This window comes from Streptomyces sp. NPDC090741 (genome assembly GCF_044769045.1).
Taxonomy (GTDB): domain Bacteria; phylum Actinomycetota; class Actinomycetes; order Streptomycetales; family Streptomycetaceae; genus Streptomyces.
Genome location: NZ_JBIVXF010000003.1, coordinates 314,580 through 331,501, shown reverse-complemented (window position 1 = coordinate 331,501; position 16,922 = coordinate 314,580). Strand labels below are relative to the sequence as shown.

15 protein-coding genes are annotated in these 16,922 nt (G+C 71.8%); 5 read left to right on the top strand and 10 right to left on the bottom strand.

From position 1 onward, the window contains the following. Positions 1 to 46 precede the first annotated feature (46 nt). Positions 47 to 1,384 carry a hypothetical protein gene (locus tag ACIQU4_RS11130; protein WP_403728213.1) on the bottom strand — a complete coding sequence of 446 codons (1,338 nt, stop codon included), beginning with the start codon at positions 1,382 to 1,384 and terminating at the stop codon, positions 47 to 49. 341 nt (positions 1,385 to 1,725) lie between these two features. Here ACIQU4_RS11130 and ACIQU4_RS11125 point away from each other — a divergent pair, with 341 nt between their 5' ends. Then, complete coding sequence (locus tag ACIQU4_RS11125) at positions 1,726 to 3,138, top strand: family 2B encapsulin nanocompartment shell protein (RefSeq protein ID WP_403728211.1); 1,413 nt, start codon at positions 1,726 to 1,728, stop codon at positions 3,136 to 3,138. 12 nt (positions 3,139 to 3,150) lie between these two features. Continuing rightward, on the top strand, positions 3,151 to 5,367 hold the full coding sequence (locus tag ACIQU4_RS11120; RefSeq protein ID WP_403728210.1) for a germacradienol/geosmin synthase: 2,217 nt from the start codon (positions 3,151 to 3,153) through the stop codon (positions 5,365 to 5,367). 12 nt (positions 5,368 to 5,379) lie between these two features. Here ACIQU4_RS11120 and ACIQU4_RS11115 read toward each other — a convergent pair whose 3' ends face one another. Then, positions 5,380 to 6,315: a cation diffusion facilitator family transporter gene (locus ACIQU4_RS11115; protein ID WP_403728208.1), complete on the bottom strand. Its 936-nt coding sequence runs from the start codon at positions 6,313 to 6,315 to the stop codon at positions 5,380 to 5,382. Positions 6,316 to 6,508: 193 nt separating this feature from the next. On the opposite strand from ACIQU4_RS11115, the gene ACIQU4_RS11110 reads away from it, so the two are divergent. Next, complete coding sequence (locus ACIQU4_RS11110) at positions 6,509 to 6,967, top strand: hypothetical protein (RefSeq protein ID WP_403728207.1); 459 nt, start codon at positions 6,509 to 6,511, stop codon at positions 6,965 to 6,967. A 28-nt stretch (positions 6,968 to 6,995) separates the two neighbouring features. Here ACIQU4_RS11110 and ACIQU4_RS11105 read toward each other — a convergent pair whose 3' ends face one another. The 8 genes from ACIQU4_RS11105 to ACIQU4_RS11070 all read right to left on the bottom strand — a co-directional run bounded on the left by ACIQU4_RS11105 (position 6,996) and on the right by ACIQU4_RS11070 (position 14,948). Beyond that, positions 6,996 to 7,484: a hypothetical protein gene (locus tag ACIQU4_RS11105; RefSeq protein ID WP_403728205.1), complete on the bottom strand. Its 489-nt coding sequence runs from the start codon at positions 7,482 to 7,484 to the stop codon at positions 6,996 to 6,998. Positions 7,485 to 7,554: 70 nt separating this feature from the next. Continuing rightward, on the bottom strand, positions 7,555 to 8,103 hold the full coding sequence (locus ACIQU4_RS11100; RefSeq protein WP_403728203.1) for a GNAT family N-acetyltransferase: 549 nt from the start codon (positions 8,101 to 8,103) through the stop codon (positions 7,555 to 7,557). Between the two features lie 127 nt (positions 8,104 to 8,230). Beyond that, complete coding sequence (locus ACIQU4_RS11095; RefSeq protein ID WP_403728201.1) at positions 8,231 to 10,450, bottom strand: NADP-dependent isocitrate dehydrogenase; 2,220 nt, start codon at positions 10,448 to 10,450, stop codon at positions 8,231 to 8,233. Between the two features lie 225 nt (positions 10,451 to 10,675). Beyond that, complete coding sequence (locus tag ACIQU4_RS11090; protein ID WP_403728199.1) at positions 10,676 to 11,029, bottom strand: DUF805 domain-containing protein; 354 nt, start codon at positions 11,027 to 11,029, stop codon at positions 10,676 to 10,678. A gap of 431 nt (positions 11,030 to 11,460) precedes the next feature. Beyond that, positions 11,461 to 12,306, bottom strand: a complete 846-nt coding sequence (locus ACIQU4_RS11085; RefSeq protein ID WP_403728197.1) for a chitosanase — start codon at positions 12,304 to 12,306, stop codon at positions 11,461 to 11,463. A 114-nt stretch (positions 12,307 to 12,420) separates the two neighbouring features. Further along, entirely contained in the window at positions 12,421 to 13,503 is a 1,083-nt protein-coding gene (gene corA, locus ACIQU4_RS11080; protein WP_403728196.1) for a magnesium/cobalt transporter CorA, read from the bottom strand. A gap of 66 nt (positions 13,504 to 13,569) precedes the next feature. Continuing rightward, entirely contained in the window at positions 13,570 to 13,962 is a 393-nt protein-coding gene (locus tag ACIQU4_RS11075; protein ID WP_403728194.1) for a molybdopterin-binding protein, read from the bottom strand. 29 nt (positions 13,963 to 13,991) lie between these two features. Continuing rightward, positions 13,992 to 14,948, bottom strand: coding sequence for a LysR family transcriptional regulator ArgP (locus ACIQU4_RS11070; RefSeq protein WP_403728192.1), 957 nt, complete (start codon positions 14,946 to 14,948; stop codon positions 13,992 to 13,994). Positions 14,949 to 15,017: 69 nt separating this feature from the next. On the opposite strand from ACIQU4_RS11070, the gene ACIQU4_RS11065 reads away from it, so the two are divergent. Next, positions 15,018 to 15,641 (top strand): LysE/ArgO family amino acid transporter, encoded by a 624-nt coding sequence (locus ACIQU4_RS11065; RefSeq protein ID WP_403728191.1) that lies wholly within the window; start codon positions 15,018 to 15,020, stop codon positions 15,639 to 15,641. 99 nt (positions 15,642 to 15,740) lie between these two features. Continuing rightward, positions 15,741 to 16,892 carry an NUDIX domain-containing protein gene (locus tag ACIQU4_RS11060; RefSeq protein ID WP_403728189.1) on the top strand — a complete coding sequence of 384 codons (1,152 nt, stop codon included), beginning with the start codon at positions 15,741 to 15,743 and terminating at the stop codon, positions 16,890 to 16,892. Positions 16,893 to 16,922 lie beyond the last annotated feature (30 nt).

Below are 16,922 nucleotides of genomic sequence, written 5' to 3'. Positions count from 1 at the left end.
TCCGGCGCGGTTGAAGCTCTGCACGGATGTGCGACGGGAGGTCCCGTTACGTTCCCGCCGCCACCCGCTCCAGCAGCGGCCGTACGACCCCGCTGGCGCGGACCGCCCGCAGCCGCCCCCGCATCCGGCGCAGTGCGTCGGACACCCGGGCCGATTCCAGCTGCGGTACGGCGTCCAGTACCTCGTGCCAGGCGGCGCAGGCCCGCTCCAGGTGCCCCTGGCCCAGGTGGAGTTCGGCGAGCCGGGCCGCGGTGACGGCCCGGGCCCGGCGCTCCGCCGCCGGCCGGTGGCGCAGCGAGGCGCCGAGCGCGGCGATGGCGCCCCGGCCGTCACCCAGCGCGGCCAGCGCCTCCGCCTCCTGGTGGCACAGCGCGGCCTGGTGGTAGTCGCCGATCGGCGCGCTCTGCCCTTCCGAGCGCTCCAACAGCCGCTGTGCGCCCGCCAGATGGGAGACCGCGGCCCGCCGGTCCCCGCAGGCGGCCTCCGCCACCGCCAACTGCCCGGTGACGAAGGCCGCTTGGAGCGTCGGCAGCCGCCCCACCTCCCGCGCGGCCGCCTGGGCGAGCTCCAGCGCCTGCATGCGGTGGCCGAGGTGGTGGGCCTGCACGCTCATCGCCCGCAGCACGGGTGCGTGGCACTGCGGATCGCCCGCCTCCCGGCCCAGCCGCAGCGCCGCCCGGTAGTAGGCCTGGGCCACCCCGTGCTGGTTGCTGTCGAAGCACAGGAACCCGGCGGTGTAGGCGAGCCGGGAGGTGGCGCCCAGCAGCCGGTGGCGTACGGAGGGCGGCGCGTCGGCGCGCAGCCATGGGGCGACGGTGGTGGCGAGGTAGGCGGTCAGGGCGGGCCGGGCGAGGCCGCTGCCGAACATCATGTCGGCGTTGCGGAAGACCGGGAGCACCGCCTCGGCGGCCTGTACGTGGTCCTGCCCTATCCGTACCCCGGTGCGCGTGCCCGTCGCCTCCGGACCGGCGTGCTGCCCCTCCGGCGGCCGCCAGGCCGAGGAGTACACGGGTATCTCGCCGAACGCGCCGACCCCGAAGTCCGGGCCGTTGTCCGGCAGTTGGGCGCCGAGGGCGGGGATGAGGCCGCCGGCGTCCGCGGAGCGTTCCCGCCCCCGCGGCGCGGCGGACGGCCGGGCGAGCCCGGTGTCGGAGGCGTCGATCCGGCGCCGGGTGCGCCGGCTCAGGGCCTCGGCGGCGAGGGCGACGACGTGCGCGGGCGGCTTGGTGCCCGCGAGCCAGTGGGAGACGGAGGTCCGGTCGTAGCTCAGGGTGAGGCCGGCCTCGGCTGCGACGCCGTTGACGGCCCGTGCGAAGTCCTGCCCGCTCCAGCGGGCTTCGGTGAGGAGGGTGCGGAGTCGTCCGTTGGGGTCACGCTTCGCCATCCAGAACCGCCCAACTCGTACGTGTGTCCAGCGTTTCAACACGGTCGGAGATTCAACAGGGTGGGACAGGGGCCCGTGTACCCGGTGGGGCCGCCCTGCCTCTAACTAAGACGTGTGCACACCGTGGCCCCCGGTCACACCGGGTGTGCGTGGCGTGTGGGAGCACAGCGGATCACGCACAAGCGGGGCCGCTCCTTCCGATCAACCCCGTGCACGACGAACGCGACCGCCACCGACGCCGCATCCGGAGCCAGGAAGACCGGCCGGCCAAGGAACACCGGCCGAGGAACACCGGCCGAGGAAGACCGAGCGAGGAAGACCGACCGAGAGGACGTTCCGTCATGTCTGTCGACCCGACGACCGAAGCCGGCGCCGCCGCACCGCAGACCCGCTCCGCCCGCCAGAGCCTCAGTACCGACGCGGCGCGGAACCTGGCCACCACCACCAAGTCCGCCCCGCAGATGCAGGGCATCAGCTCCCGCTGGCTGCTGAAGATCCTGCCGTGGGTCCAGACCAGCGGCGGCACGTACCGGGTCAACCGCACGGTCAGCTACACCCTCGGCGACGGGCGCATCAGCTTCGTCAAGACCGGATCCGAACTGCGGGTCATCCCGCCCATGCTGCGCGAGCTCGGCATGCTGCGGCACTTCCCCGACGACGCCGTCGTCAAGTCGATCGCGGACCGGTTCGTCAAGGAGGAGTTCCGCAAGGGCGACGTGATCGTCCGCCGCGGCGAGCCCGTCGACAAGATCTACCTGATCGCCCACGGCCGCATCGAGCAGCTCGGTGAGAGCGCGTACGGGGAGGAGGCGAGCCTCGGCGTCCTCAGCGACGGTGACCACTTCGGCCACCACCCGCTGCCGGACGCCCGCTGGGAGTTCACCGCCCGGGCCCAGACCGACGTCGTGACCATGACGTACAACCGCGGCAACTGGGACGAGGCGCTGAACCGCTCACCCGCCCTGCGCCGGCACGCCGAGGCCTATCTGGAGGCGGAGCGGGTCGGCCGCAAGGGCAGCGAGGCCGTGGACCTGTCGGCCGGCCACACCGGCGAGGTCATGCTGCCCGGCACGTACGTCGACTACGACCTGAGCCCCCGCGAGTACGAGCTGAGCGTCGCCCAGACCGTGCTGCGCGTGCACACCCGCGTGGCCGACCTCTACAACCAGCCGATGAACCAGTCGGAGCAGCAGCTGCGCCTGACCATCGAGGCCCTCAAGGAGCGTCAGGAGAGCGAGCTGGTCAACCACCCGGAGTTCGGGCTGCTGCACAACGCCGAGTACGAGCAGCGGATCTACGCCCGCACCGGCCCGCCCACCCCCGACGACATGGACGACCTGCTCAGCCGGCGGCGCGGCTCCCAGTACTTCCTCGCGCACCCGCGCACGATCGCCGCGTTCGGCCGCGAGTGCAGCCGGCGCGGCCTGTACCCGGCCTCCGTCGAGTTCCAGGGGCACATGATGCCCGCCTGGCGGGGGGTGCCGCTGCTGCCCTGCAACAAGATCCCGATCACGAAGGAGCGGACCAGCTCGATCCTGGTCATGCGCACCGGCGAGGACAACGAGGGGGTCATCGGACTCCACCAGCTGGGCCTGCCGGACGAGTACCAGCCGGGGCTGTCCGTCCGCTTCATGAGCATCAACGAGCAGGCGATCGTCTCCTACCTGGTCACCGCCTACTACTCGGCGGCGATCCTGGTTCCCGACGCCGTCGGGGTGCTGGAGAACGTAGAGATCTCGCGCTTCGAGGACTGAGGGCGGCGGCCGATGAGCAGCAACACAGGGAGCGAGCAGCCCTTCGAACTGCCCGAGTTCTACGTCCCGCATCCCGCCCGCCTCAATCCCCACCTGGCCCGCGCCCGCGCCCACGCCCTCGGCTGGGCCCGCGGCATGGGCATGCTGGAGGGCTCCGGCGTCTGGGACCAGGCCGACCTGGAGGCCCACGACTACGCGCTGCTGTGCGCCTACACCCATCCCGAATGCGATGCGTCGATGCTCTCGCTGGTCACCGACTGGTACGTGTGGGTGTTCTTCTTCGACGACTGGTTCCTGGAGGTCTTCAAGCGGCGCGGCGACCGGGAGGGCGGGCGCACCGCACTGGAGCGCCTGGCCCTGTTCATGCCCGATACCGCACCCGCACACGGGGTGGGGGCGCAGAGCCCGGAGCCCGGCAACCCGGTCGAGGCGGGGCTCGCCGACCTGTGGGCCCGTACCGTCCCCGGGCATTCGCCGGACTGGATCGCCCGTTTCTCCCTCAGCACCCGCAATCTCCTCGTGGAGTCCCTGTGGGAGCTCGACAACATCAGCATCGGCCGGGTCGCCAATCCGGTCGAGTACGTGGAACAGCGCCGCAAGGTCGGCGGAGCACCCTGGTCGGCGGGGCTCATCGAGCACGCGGTGGGCGCCGAGGTACCCGCCGCCGTCTCCGGCGAACGGCCGCTGCGCGTGCTGCGCGACTGCTTCGCGGACTCGGTGCATTTCCGCAACGACCTGTTCAGCTACGAGCGCGAGGTCGGCCAGGAGGGCGAACTCAGCAATGGGGTGCTGGTGCTGGAGACGTTCTTCGGGTGCACCACCCAGGAGGCGGCCGACCAGCTGAACCGGCTGCTGACCTCGCGGCTCCAGCAGTTCGAGCACACCTTCTTCGCCGAGCTGCCCCCGATGTTCGTACGGACCGGCCTGACCCCGGAGCAGGTCGCCGCGGTGCTCACGTACGCGCGCGGTCTCCAGGACTGGCAGTCCGGCGGCCACGAGTGGCACCTGCGCTCCAGCCGCTACATGAACCGGCGGGCCGGGCTGCCCTCCGGGCCCCCGGGGCTGGGCAGCGCGGCCTCCGCCCTCAAGGCGCTGCTGGGGATCACCGGAGGCGCGGACCGGCGCCGGCGGCACACCCGCACCCCGCACCCGGTGGGCCCGTCGGTGGTCCCGGAGTTCTACCTGCCGTACCCGAACCGGCTCAACCCGCACCTGGAGGGCGCCCGCGGGCGGCTGGTGGAGTGGAACCGCGCGATGGGGATGTTCGACGAGGGCCTGTGGTGGGAGGAGAAGGCCGTCGACTTCGACTTCGCGCTGTGCTCGGCGGGCATCGACCCGAAGGCCTCGGCCGAGGACCTGGACGTCAGCGCGGCCTGGCTGAGCTGGGGCACGTACGCGGACGACCTCTATCCCATCCGCTTCGGCGCCACCCGCGACCTGGCCGGGGCCCGGGCCCAGGACGCCCGGCTGCGCGCGCTCATGCCGCTGGAGCCGCAGGAGCCCACCCCTCCCCCGGTGAACGCGGTGGAACGGGGGCTCGCCGACGTCTGGCTGCGCACGATCACCCCGATGGCCCCGGCCGGGCGGCGCATGTTCCGGGCGGCGATGGACTCGGTGCTCGACGGCTGGCTGTGGGAGGTGGAGAACCAGGCGGTCCACCGGGTACCCGACCCGGTGGACTACCTGGAGATGCGCCGGGTGACCTTCGGCTCTCCCATGACGGCCTCGCTGGCCCGGATGGCGCACATGGACGTCGTACCGGAGGCCGTGTACGAGAGTGCGGCGATGCAGTCGCTGGAGGCGGCCGCCTTCGACTACTCGGGGTTGATGAACGACGTGTACTCGTACCAGAAGGAGGTGGAGTACGAGGGCGAGCTGCTCAACATGCTGGTCGTGACGGAGACCTTCTTCGACTGCGACTACCCGACGGCGCTCGGGGTCGTGAACGACCTGATGACCTCGCGGATGAAGCAGTTCGAGCACGTACTGGGACACGAGTTCCCCGCGATGTACCGGGACTTCGGGCTGGACGCGGCGGCGCGGGCGGCGCTGGACCGGTACGCGGAGGAGCTCAAGCAGTGGATGGCCGGGATCGCCACCTGGCACGCGGAGACCCGGCGCTACCGGGAGGAGGACCTGAAACGGCACCACGCGCGGCGGACCGGGGCGGTGGTGGCGGCCGCGCCCGGCGCACTGCCCCGCGCTCCGCACCGGGCCGGGTGGGGGTGACGGCGCCCGCGGTCACGTGTGCAGGGCCCGCGCGTCCTCGGTGTGCCCCTCCGGTTCCAGCTGGAGGGTGGAGTGGGCCACGTCGAAGTGGTCGCCCACGCAGGCCTGGAGCCGGGCCAGCAGCTTCCCGTGGTCCTCGCCGCGCAGGGTCTCGGCGGCGACCACGACGTGCGCGATGAGCACGGGCATGCCGGAGGTGACGGTCCAGGCGTGCAGATCGTGCACGGCCAGTACGCCGGGCTCCTGCAGGAGGTGGCGCCGTACGTCGGCCAGGTCCATGTCCTGCGGGGTGGCCTCCAGCAGGACGTGGGCGGCTTCGCGCAGCAGTCCGTACGCGCGCGGGACGATGAGCAGGCCAATGACGATGGAGGCGATGGGGTCGGCGGCCTCCCAGCCGGTGAGCAGGATGACCAGGCCGCCGATGATGACGGCGATGGAGCCGAGGGCGTCGCCGAGCACCTCCAGGTAGGCGCCGCGCAGGTTGAGGCTGTGCTCCTTGGCGTCGCGCAGCAGCCACAGGCCGACGCCGTTCGCGGCCAGGCCCACCACGGCGACGCCGAACATCAGCCCGCCCTTGACCTCGACGGGTTCGCTGAAGCGGCGGATGGCGGTGTAGAGGACCCAGACGAAGATGCCGAGGAGGAGCAGGGCGTTCAGGACGGCCGAGAAGATCTCGACCCGGTAGAAGCCGAAGGTGCGGCGGGGGGTCGGGGCACGCTGGGCGAGGGTGACCGCGCCGAGCGCGAGGGAGACCCCGACGGCGTCGGTGAGGCTGTGCGCGGCGTCGGCGAGGAGGGCGAGGCTGCCGGAGAGCAGGGAGCCGACGACCTGGATCACGGTGATCGTGACGCTGATGCCGATGGTCCAGAGCAGGCGGGCGCGGAACGTCCCGCTGACGGTTCCGGTGGCCGCCGAGGGAGCTCCGTGGTCATGGCCCATGATCACCATCCGAGCACAGGGCGGCCGCTCCCGCCCGCCATCGTCCCCCACCTGGACGAATGGACAAAAGCACGTCGTGTGTACAACTTATCCGGAATCCGACATTCCCCTGGCCTTCCGGCAGAACTGGCGCATAATCATCGCTACGCGGCTCGAAAGAACCCTTGGCCGCGCATGGGACACGCATGCAATGGGGGGCATCGTGCCGATGAGGGATTCGGGCCGGGCCGGCACGCTGCCGGCGACATCCGACGAGCTGTCGCGGCTGCTGACCGCCGTCCGGCGCGGACGGGTGCTGACGATCACGGGGCGGTTCCGAGAGCCGCGGAGCCGGCTGGTGCGGGAGATCGCCGAGCGGCTGGCGTCCAATTTCTGCGACGGCGCGGCCGTCGTCACGATGGGCCGGCCCTTCGGCGTACGCGAGCTGACGGCCGCGCTGGGCTGCGTACCGGGCATGCCGTTCCTGCCGTACGGGACGACGGACCCCGTGTCATGGCTCGCGGAGCGGGACATGCTCCTCGTCCTGGACGGCACCGAGCACCTCGCGCCGGAGGCGCTTGCCTGGCTGCGGCGCCTGCTCACGGCGGCCCCGGGGCTGCGCATCCTGGCCGCGGGCCGGTCCCCGCTGGCCTTCGAGGGGGAACGCGTCCACCGGCTCTGACCAGGAGCCGGACGCGCGAGCGGTCCCGTCAGCCCCGGTACTTGCGCAGGATCCGCTTCAGCAGGGGCGTCCCCGCGGGCCCCGCGGCCCCCGCGGCCGCCACGGCCGTACGGACGGCCGCCGGACGGCGGGCCTGGAGCTCGGACCAGACGGCGTCCGGGCAGGGGCCCTGCGGCCGGAACTTGAGGAACCTGCGGTAGGGCACCACACGGGGCTCGCGGCCGATCTCCACCCAGTGGGAGCGGCCCGAGAACTCGTCCCAGCCGTGGTTCGGGATCCGGATGTGGTCACGCCGGCCGTCCTTGTCCTTACTGGTGATCTGGGCGACCCGGGCCGCGCCCGAGCCGGTCTCCAGCACCACGCAGTAGTGCCGCAGCCGCTGCTCGGGGTCTTCGCGCAGCGGCACCATGGCCAGCCAGACCTCGCCCGGCCGAGGGCGCGCGCCGACCGTCTTGGCCGCGACGGCGGCGAGCACGGCGGCCACCCGGACCCGGAACGTGTTCTTGCGACGCGCCACCCGAACTCCCCCCAGATTCCCGGCGGCACGCTAACGCACCCGCCACAGGGGCGCCAGGGGCCGCCGGCGGTCACTGGCGCGGTTCGGCCCCCCGCTTCCACTCCTCCACCGGCAGCCCGAGGATGACCTCGTCGACGAAGGACCCCGCCACCCAGGCGGAACGCCGGAGCGTGCCCTCCGGCGTGAAGCCCGCGCGGGTCGCGGCGCCGATCATGGCGGCGTTGTCGGCGAGGGTCTCCACCTGGAGCCGGTGCAGCCCGCGCACGGTGAACCCGTAGTGGCACAGCAGCTGCACGACTTCCGCGCCCAGGCCGCGGCCGCGGGAGCCGGGCAGGAGGGAGATCCCGAGGTGGCCGTTGCGGTTGTGGGTGTCGATGCCCCACAGCCCGGCGTCGCCCGCGAGCGATCCGGAGCCGGCCTCGACCACCGAGAAGAACGACGCGGTTTCGGACGGGGCGGACGGCTCGTACGGGGAGTGGCCGGTGCTCGGGGTTATCGGACGCCACGGCCCGGCTTCAGCGCGCGAGCGCGTCGCCACGTCCTCGTACAGCCCGGCGTGGAGCACGGCTACGTCATCGGCGCACCGGGCGCGCAGCCCGGCCAGGGTTCCCTGGATCACGGGGACTTCCTAGCCGTCGGCGGAACCGCCCCGCAACCGGGTTTCCTGCGCGCGCGGGCGGCGGCGTACGGGTCCGCCCCGGTCGGCTGCTGCCGACCGGGGCGGAATCGATCAAGACAACCTGACCTCAGGCGAGGGTCGCGATCGCCTGGTTGAAGGTCGCGGACGGCCGCATGACCGCCGAGGCCTTCGCGGCGTCGGGCTGGTAGTACCCGCCGATGTCGACCGGGGAGCCCTGGACGGCGATGAGCTCGCCGACGATGGTCTGCTCCTGCTCGCCCAGCGTCTTGGCGAGTGCCTCGAACGCGGTGGCCAGCTCGGCGTCGTCGGTCTGCTTGGCCAGCTCCTGCGCCCAGTAGAGGGCGAGGTAGAAGTGGCTGCCGCGGTTGTCGATGCCGCCCAGCTTGCGGCTCGGCGACTTGTCCTCGTTGAGGAAGGTGCCGGTCGCGCGGTCCAGGGTGTCGGCCAGCACCTGGGCGCGGGCGTTGCCGGTGGTGGTCGCGAGGTGCTCGAAGGAGACGGCCAGCGCGAGGAACTCACCGAGGGAGTCCCAGCGCAGGTAGTTCTCCTTGACCAGCTGCTGGACGTGCTTCGGGGCGGAGCCGCCGGCGCCGGTCTCGAAGAGGCCGCCGCCGTTCATGAGCGGGACGACCGACAGCATCTTGGCGCTGGTGCCCAGCTCCAGGATCGGGAAGAGGTCGGTCAGGTAGTCGCGCAGCACGTTGCCGGTCACCGAGATGGTGTCCTCGCCGCGGCGGATGCGCTCCAGGGAGTACTTGGTGGCCTCGACCGGGGAGAGGATCTCGATGGTGAGACCGTCGGTGTTGTGGTCGGCGAGGTACGTCTTGACCTTGGCGATCAGCTGCGCGTCGTGCGCGCGGCCCTCGTCGAGCCAGAAGACGGCCGGGACGCCGGTGGCGCGGGCGCGGGTGACGGCGAGCTTGACCCAGTCCTGGATCGGCGCGTCCTTGGTCTGGCAGGCGCGGAAGATGTCGCCCTTGGCGACCTGCTGCTCCAGGAGGACCTTGCCCTCGAAGTCGACGACGCGGACGGTGCCCGCGGCGGCGATCTCGAAGGTCTTGTCGTGGCTGCCGTACTCCTCGGCCTTCTGGGCCATGAGGCCGACGTTCGGCACCGAGCCCATGGTGGACGGGTCGAAGGCGCCGTGCGCGCGGCAGTCGTCGATGACGACCTGGTAGACGCCCGCGTAGCTGCTGTCCGGGAGGACGGCCAGGGTGTCGGCCTCGTTGCCGTCCGGGCCCCACATGTGGCCGGAGGTGCGGATCATGGCCGGCATGGAGGCGTCGACGATGACGTCGGACGGGACGTGCAGGTTGGTGATGCCCTTGTCCGAGTCGACCATCGCGAGGGCCGGGCCCTCGGCGATCTCGGCGTCGAAGGAGGCCTTGATCGCGTCGGCGTCGGGCAGCGCGCCCAGGCCGTTCAGGATGGTGCCGAGGCCGTCGTTCGGGGACAGGCCGGCGGCGGCCAGGGTCTCGCCGTAGCGGGCGAAGGTCTTCGGGAAGAAGGCGCGGACCACGTGGCCGAAGACGATCGGGTCGGAGACCTTCATCATCGTGGCCTTGAGGTGCACGGAGAACAGGACGTCCTCGGCCTTGGCGCGCTCGATCTGGTCGTTCAGGAAGGTGCGCAGCGCGTCGACGTGCAGGACGGACGCGTCCACGACCTCACCGGTGAGGACCGGTACGGACGGGCGGAGCACGGTGACGGTGCCGTCGGCGGCGACGTGCTCGATGTGCACCACGCCGTCCTCGCGGACGACCGCGGACTTCTCGGTGGAGCGGAAGTCCTCGGCGCCCATGGTGGCGACGTTCGTCTTCGACTCGGAGGTCCAGGCGCCCATGCGGTGCGGGTGGGCCTTGGCGTAGTTCTTGACCGAGGCGGGGGCGCGGCGGTCGGAGTTGCCCTCGCGCAGGACCGGGTTGACGGCGCTGCCCTTGATCTTGTCGTAACGGGCGCGGTTCTCGCGCTCCTCGTCGGTCTTCGGGTCGTCCGGGTAGTCCGGGAGCGCGTAACCCTGGCCCTGGAGCTCGGCGACCGCGGCCTTCAGCTGCGGGATCGAGGCCGAGACGTTGGGCAGCTTGATGATGTTGGCGCCCGGGGTCTTCGCCAGTTCACCGAGCTCGGCGAGGGCGTCCGCGATCCGCTGGCCCTCTTCCAGGTACTCGGGGAAGCTGGCGATGATCCGACCGGCCAGGGAGATGTCACGGGTCTCGACATTCACACCGGCCGTCGACGCGTAGGCCTGGATCACAGGCAGGAAGGAATACGTCGCGAGGGCCGGGGCCTCGTCAGTGTGCGTGTAGATGATGGTCGAGTCAGTCACCGGATGCTCCGCTCCACAGTCTGCGTCTCTCGTCTGCAACATTGCTCGACATCAAGATATCTCGTGATCGGACCGGTCCGGACAGCCCCCTGCCCGAGTCCCGGGGAGACGCGCGTCACCCTCGCCCGGCCGGGGCGCCGCCGGGCCCCGCAAACGGCGAGAGCGCCGCCCCGCGGCTGTTTCCAGCCGCGGGAGGCGCTCAGGCGATCAGGCGTGCGAGCCTGCTCAGGCGTGGACGGCCTTCGGGTTCGGGCCGTACTCGTTCGGCTGCGGCTGACCCTCGGTCGCCATGAGGACGATGAGCCAGATGCCACCGATCAGCGGGACGAGGCCGATGAGGATCCACCAGCCGGACTTGCCGGTGTCGTGCAGGCGGCGGACGGCGACCGCGAGGCTCGGGAGGAAGACCGCGAGGGCGTAGATCGCGTAGAGCAGCGGGTACGTGCCGAGCGCACCGTCGACGATGGCGAGGATGAGCGCGGCGGCGAAGTTGAACAGGAAGAACATCCAGTACTCCTGGCGGCGGGCGCGGCCGGAGAAGACGGTGTACTTCTTCAGGACGTCGGTGTAGTAGTTCATGAGTCCCCCCTGAGGACGGTTCGTCGGCCCGTCCTGCTGGAGCAAGCCGAGGCAGAACTTATGCCCCGCTTATGTGGCGGTCAAGCCAGTTCACAACACGCCGGAATCACCGCTTTTCCAGGGTTCACCGGTCAAAATCACGGGCCCCGACGGCCACTTGGAACCCGCTGGTCGTGCCGGGTCACACGGGGTGACGAAACAGGGGTGATAGGGACCGATTCGTGATGCCCGAGAGCCTCCTGAGCCGCTCGGCGGCAACCCTCGTACGCCCTCACCCCCGGCGGAGCACGCCCATCCGCACCCACATCGTTACGCCTCCGCGACCCTGTCAGCCTCTGTCACGTACGCGAACGGCGTCCCGCGCCGGACCCTGGGGCCGGCGCGGGACGCCGCGAACTCACCCTGAACTCACCCTGAACTCACCGACCGGTTCAGCCGATGTGGAACGAGTCCCCGTAGACCTTCCAGTCGAGCGGGGTGTTGAGGTTCAGGTTGCCCTTCTTGAGGAAGACCCGCTGCGCGGTGTCGACACGGCTCGTGTCGCTGTGCGCCTCTTCCTGCTTCATCGCCCAGACACGGGCGTCGAGGAAGGCGTTCAGCCAGGTGGTCTCGTTCCCGCCCTGGGCCGGGGGCTTGGCCTTGGACAGGGCCCGCTTGCGGATGTTGCGGAAGCTGGTGGAGTCGTCGCCGTCGCCGTGCATGACGATGGCGTCGTAGTACATGAACTGGCCGAGCGTGCCGACCCCGTCGGACTTGCCCTGGCTGACGGCGGGGTTGAAGTAGACCCGGTCGCGCTCGTGGTCCTGGGCCTTCTTGAACTCGCTGTCCTGGGCCGCCTTCGCCCAGTCCTTCGTGAAGTTCGGGTCGAGGCCCTTGTGCGAGTCGGTGCCGTTGACCTTCCGGAGGGCCGGGAGGTACTTGGCGAGCACGTTGCCCGGCTTGACGTCGGTGTAGTACTCGACGAGGTCGAGCATGTCGCCGGTGCCGGAGCAGAAGCCGATGATCCCGGCCGTGTAGCCGCGTTCGTCGCCTATGTCCTCGATGTACTTGTACTGCGCCTTCCAGTCCAGGGAGGAGTTCTCCGCGCTGGAGACGATCTGCATGGCGATGTCCTTCTTCGCCGGGTCGTCGAGGCCGACGGCCTTCGCCGATGCCGCGGCGGGGGACACGGATGCGGACGCGGGCGCCGCCGTCGCGTGGGCGGTCACCGGTACGGCGAGGAGCGCGCCACCGAGCAGGGCGCTGATGGCGATTTTCTTGCGGTGGGGGGCGAACACAAGTCCTCCATGGGGAAGTTGAGACTTGAGCGGCTTCGTTAGGAAACTTTACTACCAGAGGTCGGGACAGCTCAATACCCGTGCGCGCCATGCGTGTTGTAGGACTGCCGGGAGTCAGAGCCAGCCGTTGCGGCGGAAGCCGCGGTGGATGGCGAAGCAGGCGAGGGCCATGACGCCGACCACGATCGGGTAGCCGTACGTCCAGTGCAGCTCGGGCATGTTGTCGAAGTTCATGCCGTAGACCCCGCAGACCATGGTGGGCACGGCGACGATGGCAGCCCACGCCGTGATCTTGCGCATGTCCTCGTTCTGCGCGACGGTCACCTGCGCGAGGTGCGCCTGGAGGATGGAGTCGAGCAGCGCGTCGTACGCGTTGATCTGGTCGGTGGCCCGGGTCAGGTGGTCGGAGACGTCCCGGAAGTAGGCGCGGACCTCCGCCGGGATCACCGTTATCGGCTGCGTGGCCAGGTGCTGGAGCGGGCGGCTGAGCGGGGCCACCGCCCGGCGCAGCTCCAGCAGTTCGCGCTTGAGCTGGTAGATCCGGCCCGCGTCGCCCCGGCCGCCGTACTCGCTGAACACCGCGGTCTCGACGGCGTCGATGTCGCTCTGCACCGCGTCCGTGACGGCCACGTAGTCGTCGACGACGTGGTCGGCGATGGCGTGCAGAACCGAGGCCGGCCCCTTGGCCAGTTGGTCCGGCGCCGCTTCCAGGCTCTCGCGGACCGGTCCCAGCGTGCCGTGGCCGCCGTGCCGGATGGTGATGACGAAGTCGTCGCCGGTGAACGCCATCAGCTCGCCGGTCTCCACGACCTCGCTGGTCGCGGTGAGCTCCTCGTGCTCCACGTAGCGCACCGTCTTGAAGACGGAGAAGAGTATGTCGTCGAACCGCTCCACCTTGGGGCGCTGGTGCGCGGTCACCGCGTCCTCGACGGCGAGCGGGTGCAGGCCGAACAGCTCGGCGAGCCCGGCGAGCTCCTCATTCGTCGGTTCGTGGAGGCCGATCCAGACGAACCCGTCGCCCGTCTTGCGGACCCGCCGCAGCGCCTCCTCCACCTCGGCGCAGCCGTCCTGCCGTACGCCGTCGACGTAGACCACGCAGTTGACCACCGCGCTTCCGAGCGGGGAGCGGGACGGGTGGCTGAGGTCGACGGCGCGACGGTAGCCGCGACGCACGGCCCGGCGCAGGTTGCTGAACATGGACAACGAGGTACTCCCCTTCGGCGGATCAGCGGCCAGTCTGCCACCGCCGCCGACCGGCCCCCGTCAGACCTTGTCGATGAACACACTCGTCGACTTGACCCGGGCCACCGCCCGCGCGCCGACCTCCAGGCCGAGCTCCTCCACCGCCTCCCGGGTCAGGAGCGACACGATGCGGTGCGGGCCGGCCTGGATCTCGACCTGGGCGTCGACCGTGCCGAGCTTCACGGCGGTGACGATGCCCGGGAACGCATTGCGCGCCGAGGTGTAGGGGGCGTCCTCGCCCTCGCCGGCCTCCTGGGCGGCCTGTACGCAGAACGCGGCCAGGTCCGGCCCGTCCACCATCCGCCGCGTGCCCTCGCGCCGGGTGGGGAACCGCTCGGCGTCGGCCCAGCGCCGGGCCGTGTCGACGCTCACGCCGAGCAGCCGGGCGGCCTGGCCGATCGTGTAGGACTCCATACCCGCAGCTTAGGGGGTGTCCGCAGGGATCAGGACCGACCCCGGCCCGCCGGGTGGCGGGTCCCGTCCCGGCGGAGGGTCCCGTCCTGGCGGAGGGCCTCGGCCGCCGCGCCCGCGACCACCTCCGCCACCGTCGACAGCGCCGGGGAGTCGAGTTTCCACTGCTGCCAGTACAGCGGCACGTCCATCGGCCGCCGCGGCACCAGCAGGTCCAGCCTGCCCGCACGCAGCAGCGGCTCCGACTGGGGCTCCGGCACCAGCCCCCAGCCCAGCCCGGCCGCCACCGCGTCGCAGAACCCCTCCGAGGTCGGTACGTGGTGGCGCAGTGGCCCGGCCCCGGCGTCCTGATCGCCGGTCAGCGACCGTACGAACACGTCCTGGAGCTCGTCCCGCCGGTCGAAGACGATCACCGGAGCCTCCCGCAGGCCCTGTTCGAGGCCCCCGGCCAGGTACCGGGCCGCGAATCCGGGGCTCGCCACCGCCAGGTACCGGGCCAGCCCCAGCCCGCGTACGGTGCACCCCGCCACCGGGTCCGGCGAGGAGGTGACCGCCGCCATCACCTGGCCCTCCCGCAGCAGGGCCGTCGTATGCCCCTCGTCCTCCCGGTGCAGTTCGAAGAAGACCGGCGGATCCTGCGGCACCCGCGTGAGCGCCGGCAGGAACCAGGTGGCGAGGGAATCCGCGTTGACGGCGATCGGCAGCCGCACCGGACCTCCCGACTCCTGCGCCATGCCGAGCTCGGCGCGCGCGTCCCGCTCCAGACGGGCCAGCTGCCGGGCGAACCGGACCACCACCTGCCCGGACTCGGTCGCCCGTACCGGCTTCGTGCGCATCAGCAGCACCCGCCCGGTCCGCTGCTCCAGCGCCTTGACCCGCTGGCTCACGGCGGACGGGGTCACGTGCAGGGCCGCGGCCGCCGCGTCGAAGGTGCCCTCGTCGACCACGGCGAGCAGGGTCCGTACCTGGTCCAGGGGTAGCTCGTCCATCACGAGCGCTAAGGGTACGTAAAAATCTTTAGCTGTACTGAAACCACGCCGATGCCTACGGTCGGAGACATGACACACGGCATCATCGCGGCGGCACTCGCCGGCTTCGGCACCGGACTCTCCCTCATCGTCGCCATCGGCGCGCAGAACGCCTTCGTCCTGCGGCAGGGGGTGCGCCGGCACGCCGTCCTCGCCGTGGTCGCGATCTGCGCCGTCTCCGACGCGCTCCTCATCGCCCTCGGCGTCGCCGGGGTCGGCGCCTTCGTCACCGCCTGGCCGGCCGCCCTGACCGCGGTCGCCATCGCCGGCGGCGGATTCCTGATCTGCTACGGATTCCTGGCCGCCCGCCGGGTACTGCGGCCCACCCCCGGCGCCGCCCTGGGCACCGAGGGGGCCACCGCCGGGTCCCGCCGCCGGGCCGTGCTGACCTGCCTGGCCATGACCTGGCTCAACCCGCACGTCTACCTGGACACCGTCCTGCTGCTCGGCTCCCTCGCCGCCGACCGCGGGGACCTGCGCTGGGCCTTCGGCATCGGGGCCGGGCTGGCCAGCCTGATCTGGTTCGGCACCCTCGGCTACGGCGCCCGGCTGCTGAGCGGCCTGCTGGCGCGCCCCGCGGCCTGGCGGGTGCTGGACGGGCTCGTCGCGGCGACCATGGTCACGATGGGCGGGATGCTCCTGGCCCGGGCCTGACCGCCGAGCGCGGCGGGGCCGGGCGGGGTACGGATCCGCCCCGTACGGTGGCACGACACGGGGATCCGCCGGGCACCCCCTAGATCATGGGAGTCCCCAGTGCCCGACCGCCCGTCCGACCGCCCGTCCGACCGCCCTCCCGTCCGGCAGTACGGCCAACCGCCCGACGGGCCCTCCGGTGGCCCCTCCCCCGACGAGGTCCGCCTGTACTACGCCGCCCGGCCGTCCCCGCTCGTCGCCGCCACCGCGATCGTCCTGGACTCCGCCGGGCGGGTCCTCGTACTGGCGCCCTCGTACCGGGCGGAGACGGAGCTTCCGGGCGGCACCGTCGAGGACACCGAGACCCCGGAGGAGGCGCTGGCCCGGGAGCTGGAGGCGGAGCTGGGCCTGTCCGTACCGGTCGGCCGGCTGCTCGCCGTGGACTCGCGTCGGCCCGGCTCCCTCGGCCGCTCCCTCATCGCCCACGTCCACCTGGTCGGGCCGCTCTCGCCGAAGCAGGCCAGTGCGCTCTCCCTCCCGGACGGTGAGGCCTCCCCGGCCCGCTGGCTCGCGCCGGAGGAGGCGTACGCGGTGCTGCCCGCCCGGCTCGCGCCCCGGCTGCGCGCCGCCCTGGCCGCCCTGTACGCCGGCTCCCTCGCGCACCTCGTCGACGGCGTGCCGCAGCCCGGCTCCCCGGCCGGCCTGGACCCGGAGCGGCGTACGGCCCTGGAACACGCAGGGTCCTTCGACGCCGCGAGCCACCGGGCCGCCCGCCCCAAGGCGATCACCGCGGCCAGCGTGCTGTTCACCGACGCCGCGGGCCGGATCCTGCTGGTGGAGCCCTCGTACGACAAGTCCGGGCGCTGGAACCTGCCGGGCGGCGGTATCGACAGCGACCTGGGCGAGACCCCGCGCGCCGCCGCCCGCCGGGAGGTGTACGAGGAACTCGGCCTCGACCTCGCACCGGGCCGGCTGCTCGGCGTCAACTGGGCCCACAAGCCCGGTTATCCGGCCCGCATCCGCTTCCTCTACGACGGCGGGGTGCTGGACGCCGCCACCCTGGCCCGGATCCGGCTCGCCCCCTTCGAGCTGCTGAGCTGGCGGGCGGTGCCCGCCTCGGAGCTGCGCGCCCTGGTCAAACCCTCCCTGCGCCGTCAGATCGAGGCCTGCCTGCGCGCCCGCGGCGAGGGCACGGGCCCGCTGGAACTCCACGCCGGCCGCCCGGTCGACGCCCCGCGCAAGAAGAACAGGAAGAAGAAGGGGAAAGGGTAGGAGAAACGACCGCTCCACTGGTCCATCCGG

What these genes read in the sequence shown, in the direction of transcription:
- ACIQU4_RS11130 (WP_403728213.1), bottom strand. Translation starts at nt 1,384, where the DNA reads ATGGCGAAGCGTGACCCCAACGGACGACTCCGCACCCTCCTCACCGAA.
- ACIQU4_RS11125 (WP_403728211.1), top strand. Translation starts at nt 1,726, where the DNA reads ATGTCTGTCGACCCGACGACCGAAGCCGGCGCCGCCGCACCGCAGACC.
- ACIQU4_RS11120 (WP_403728210.1), top strand. Translation starts at nt 3,151, where the DNA reads ATGAGCAGCAACACAGGGAGCGAGCAGCCCTTCGAACTGCCCGAGTTC.
- ACIQU4_RS11115 (WP_403728208.1), bottom strand. Translation starts at nt 6,315, where the DNA reads ATGGTGATCATGGGCCATGACCACGGAGCTCCCTCGGCGGCCACCGGA.
- ACIQU4_RS11090 (WP_403728199.1), bottom strand. Translation starts at nt 11,029, where the DNA reads ATGAACTACTACACCGACGTCCTGAAGAAGTACACCGTCTTCTCCGGC.
- corA (WP_403728196.1), bottom strand. Translation starts at nt 13,503, where the DNA reads ATGTTCAGCAACCTGCGCCGGGCCGTGCGTCGCGGCTACCGTCGCGCC.
- ACIQU4_RS11075 (WP_403728194.1), bottom strand. Translation starts at nt 13,962, where the DNA reads ATGGAGTCCTACACGATCGGCCAGGCCGCCCGGCTGCTCGGCGTGAGC.
- ACIQU4_RS11070 (WP_403728192.1), bottom strand. Translation starts at nt 14,948, where the DNA reads ATGGACGAGCTACCCCTGGACCAGGTACGGACCCTGCTCGCCGTGGTC.
- ACIQU4_RS11065 (WP_403728191.1), top strand. Translation starts at nt 15,018, where the DNA reads ATGACACACGGCATCATCGCGGCGGCACTCGCCGGCTTCGGCACCGGA.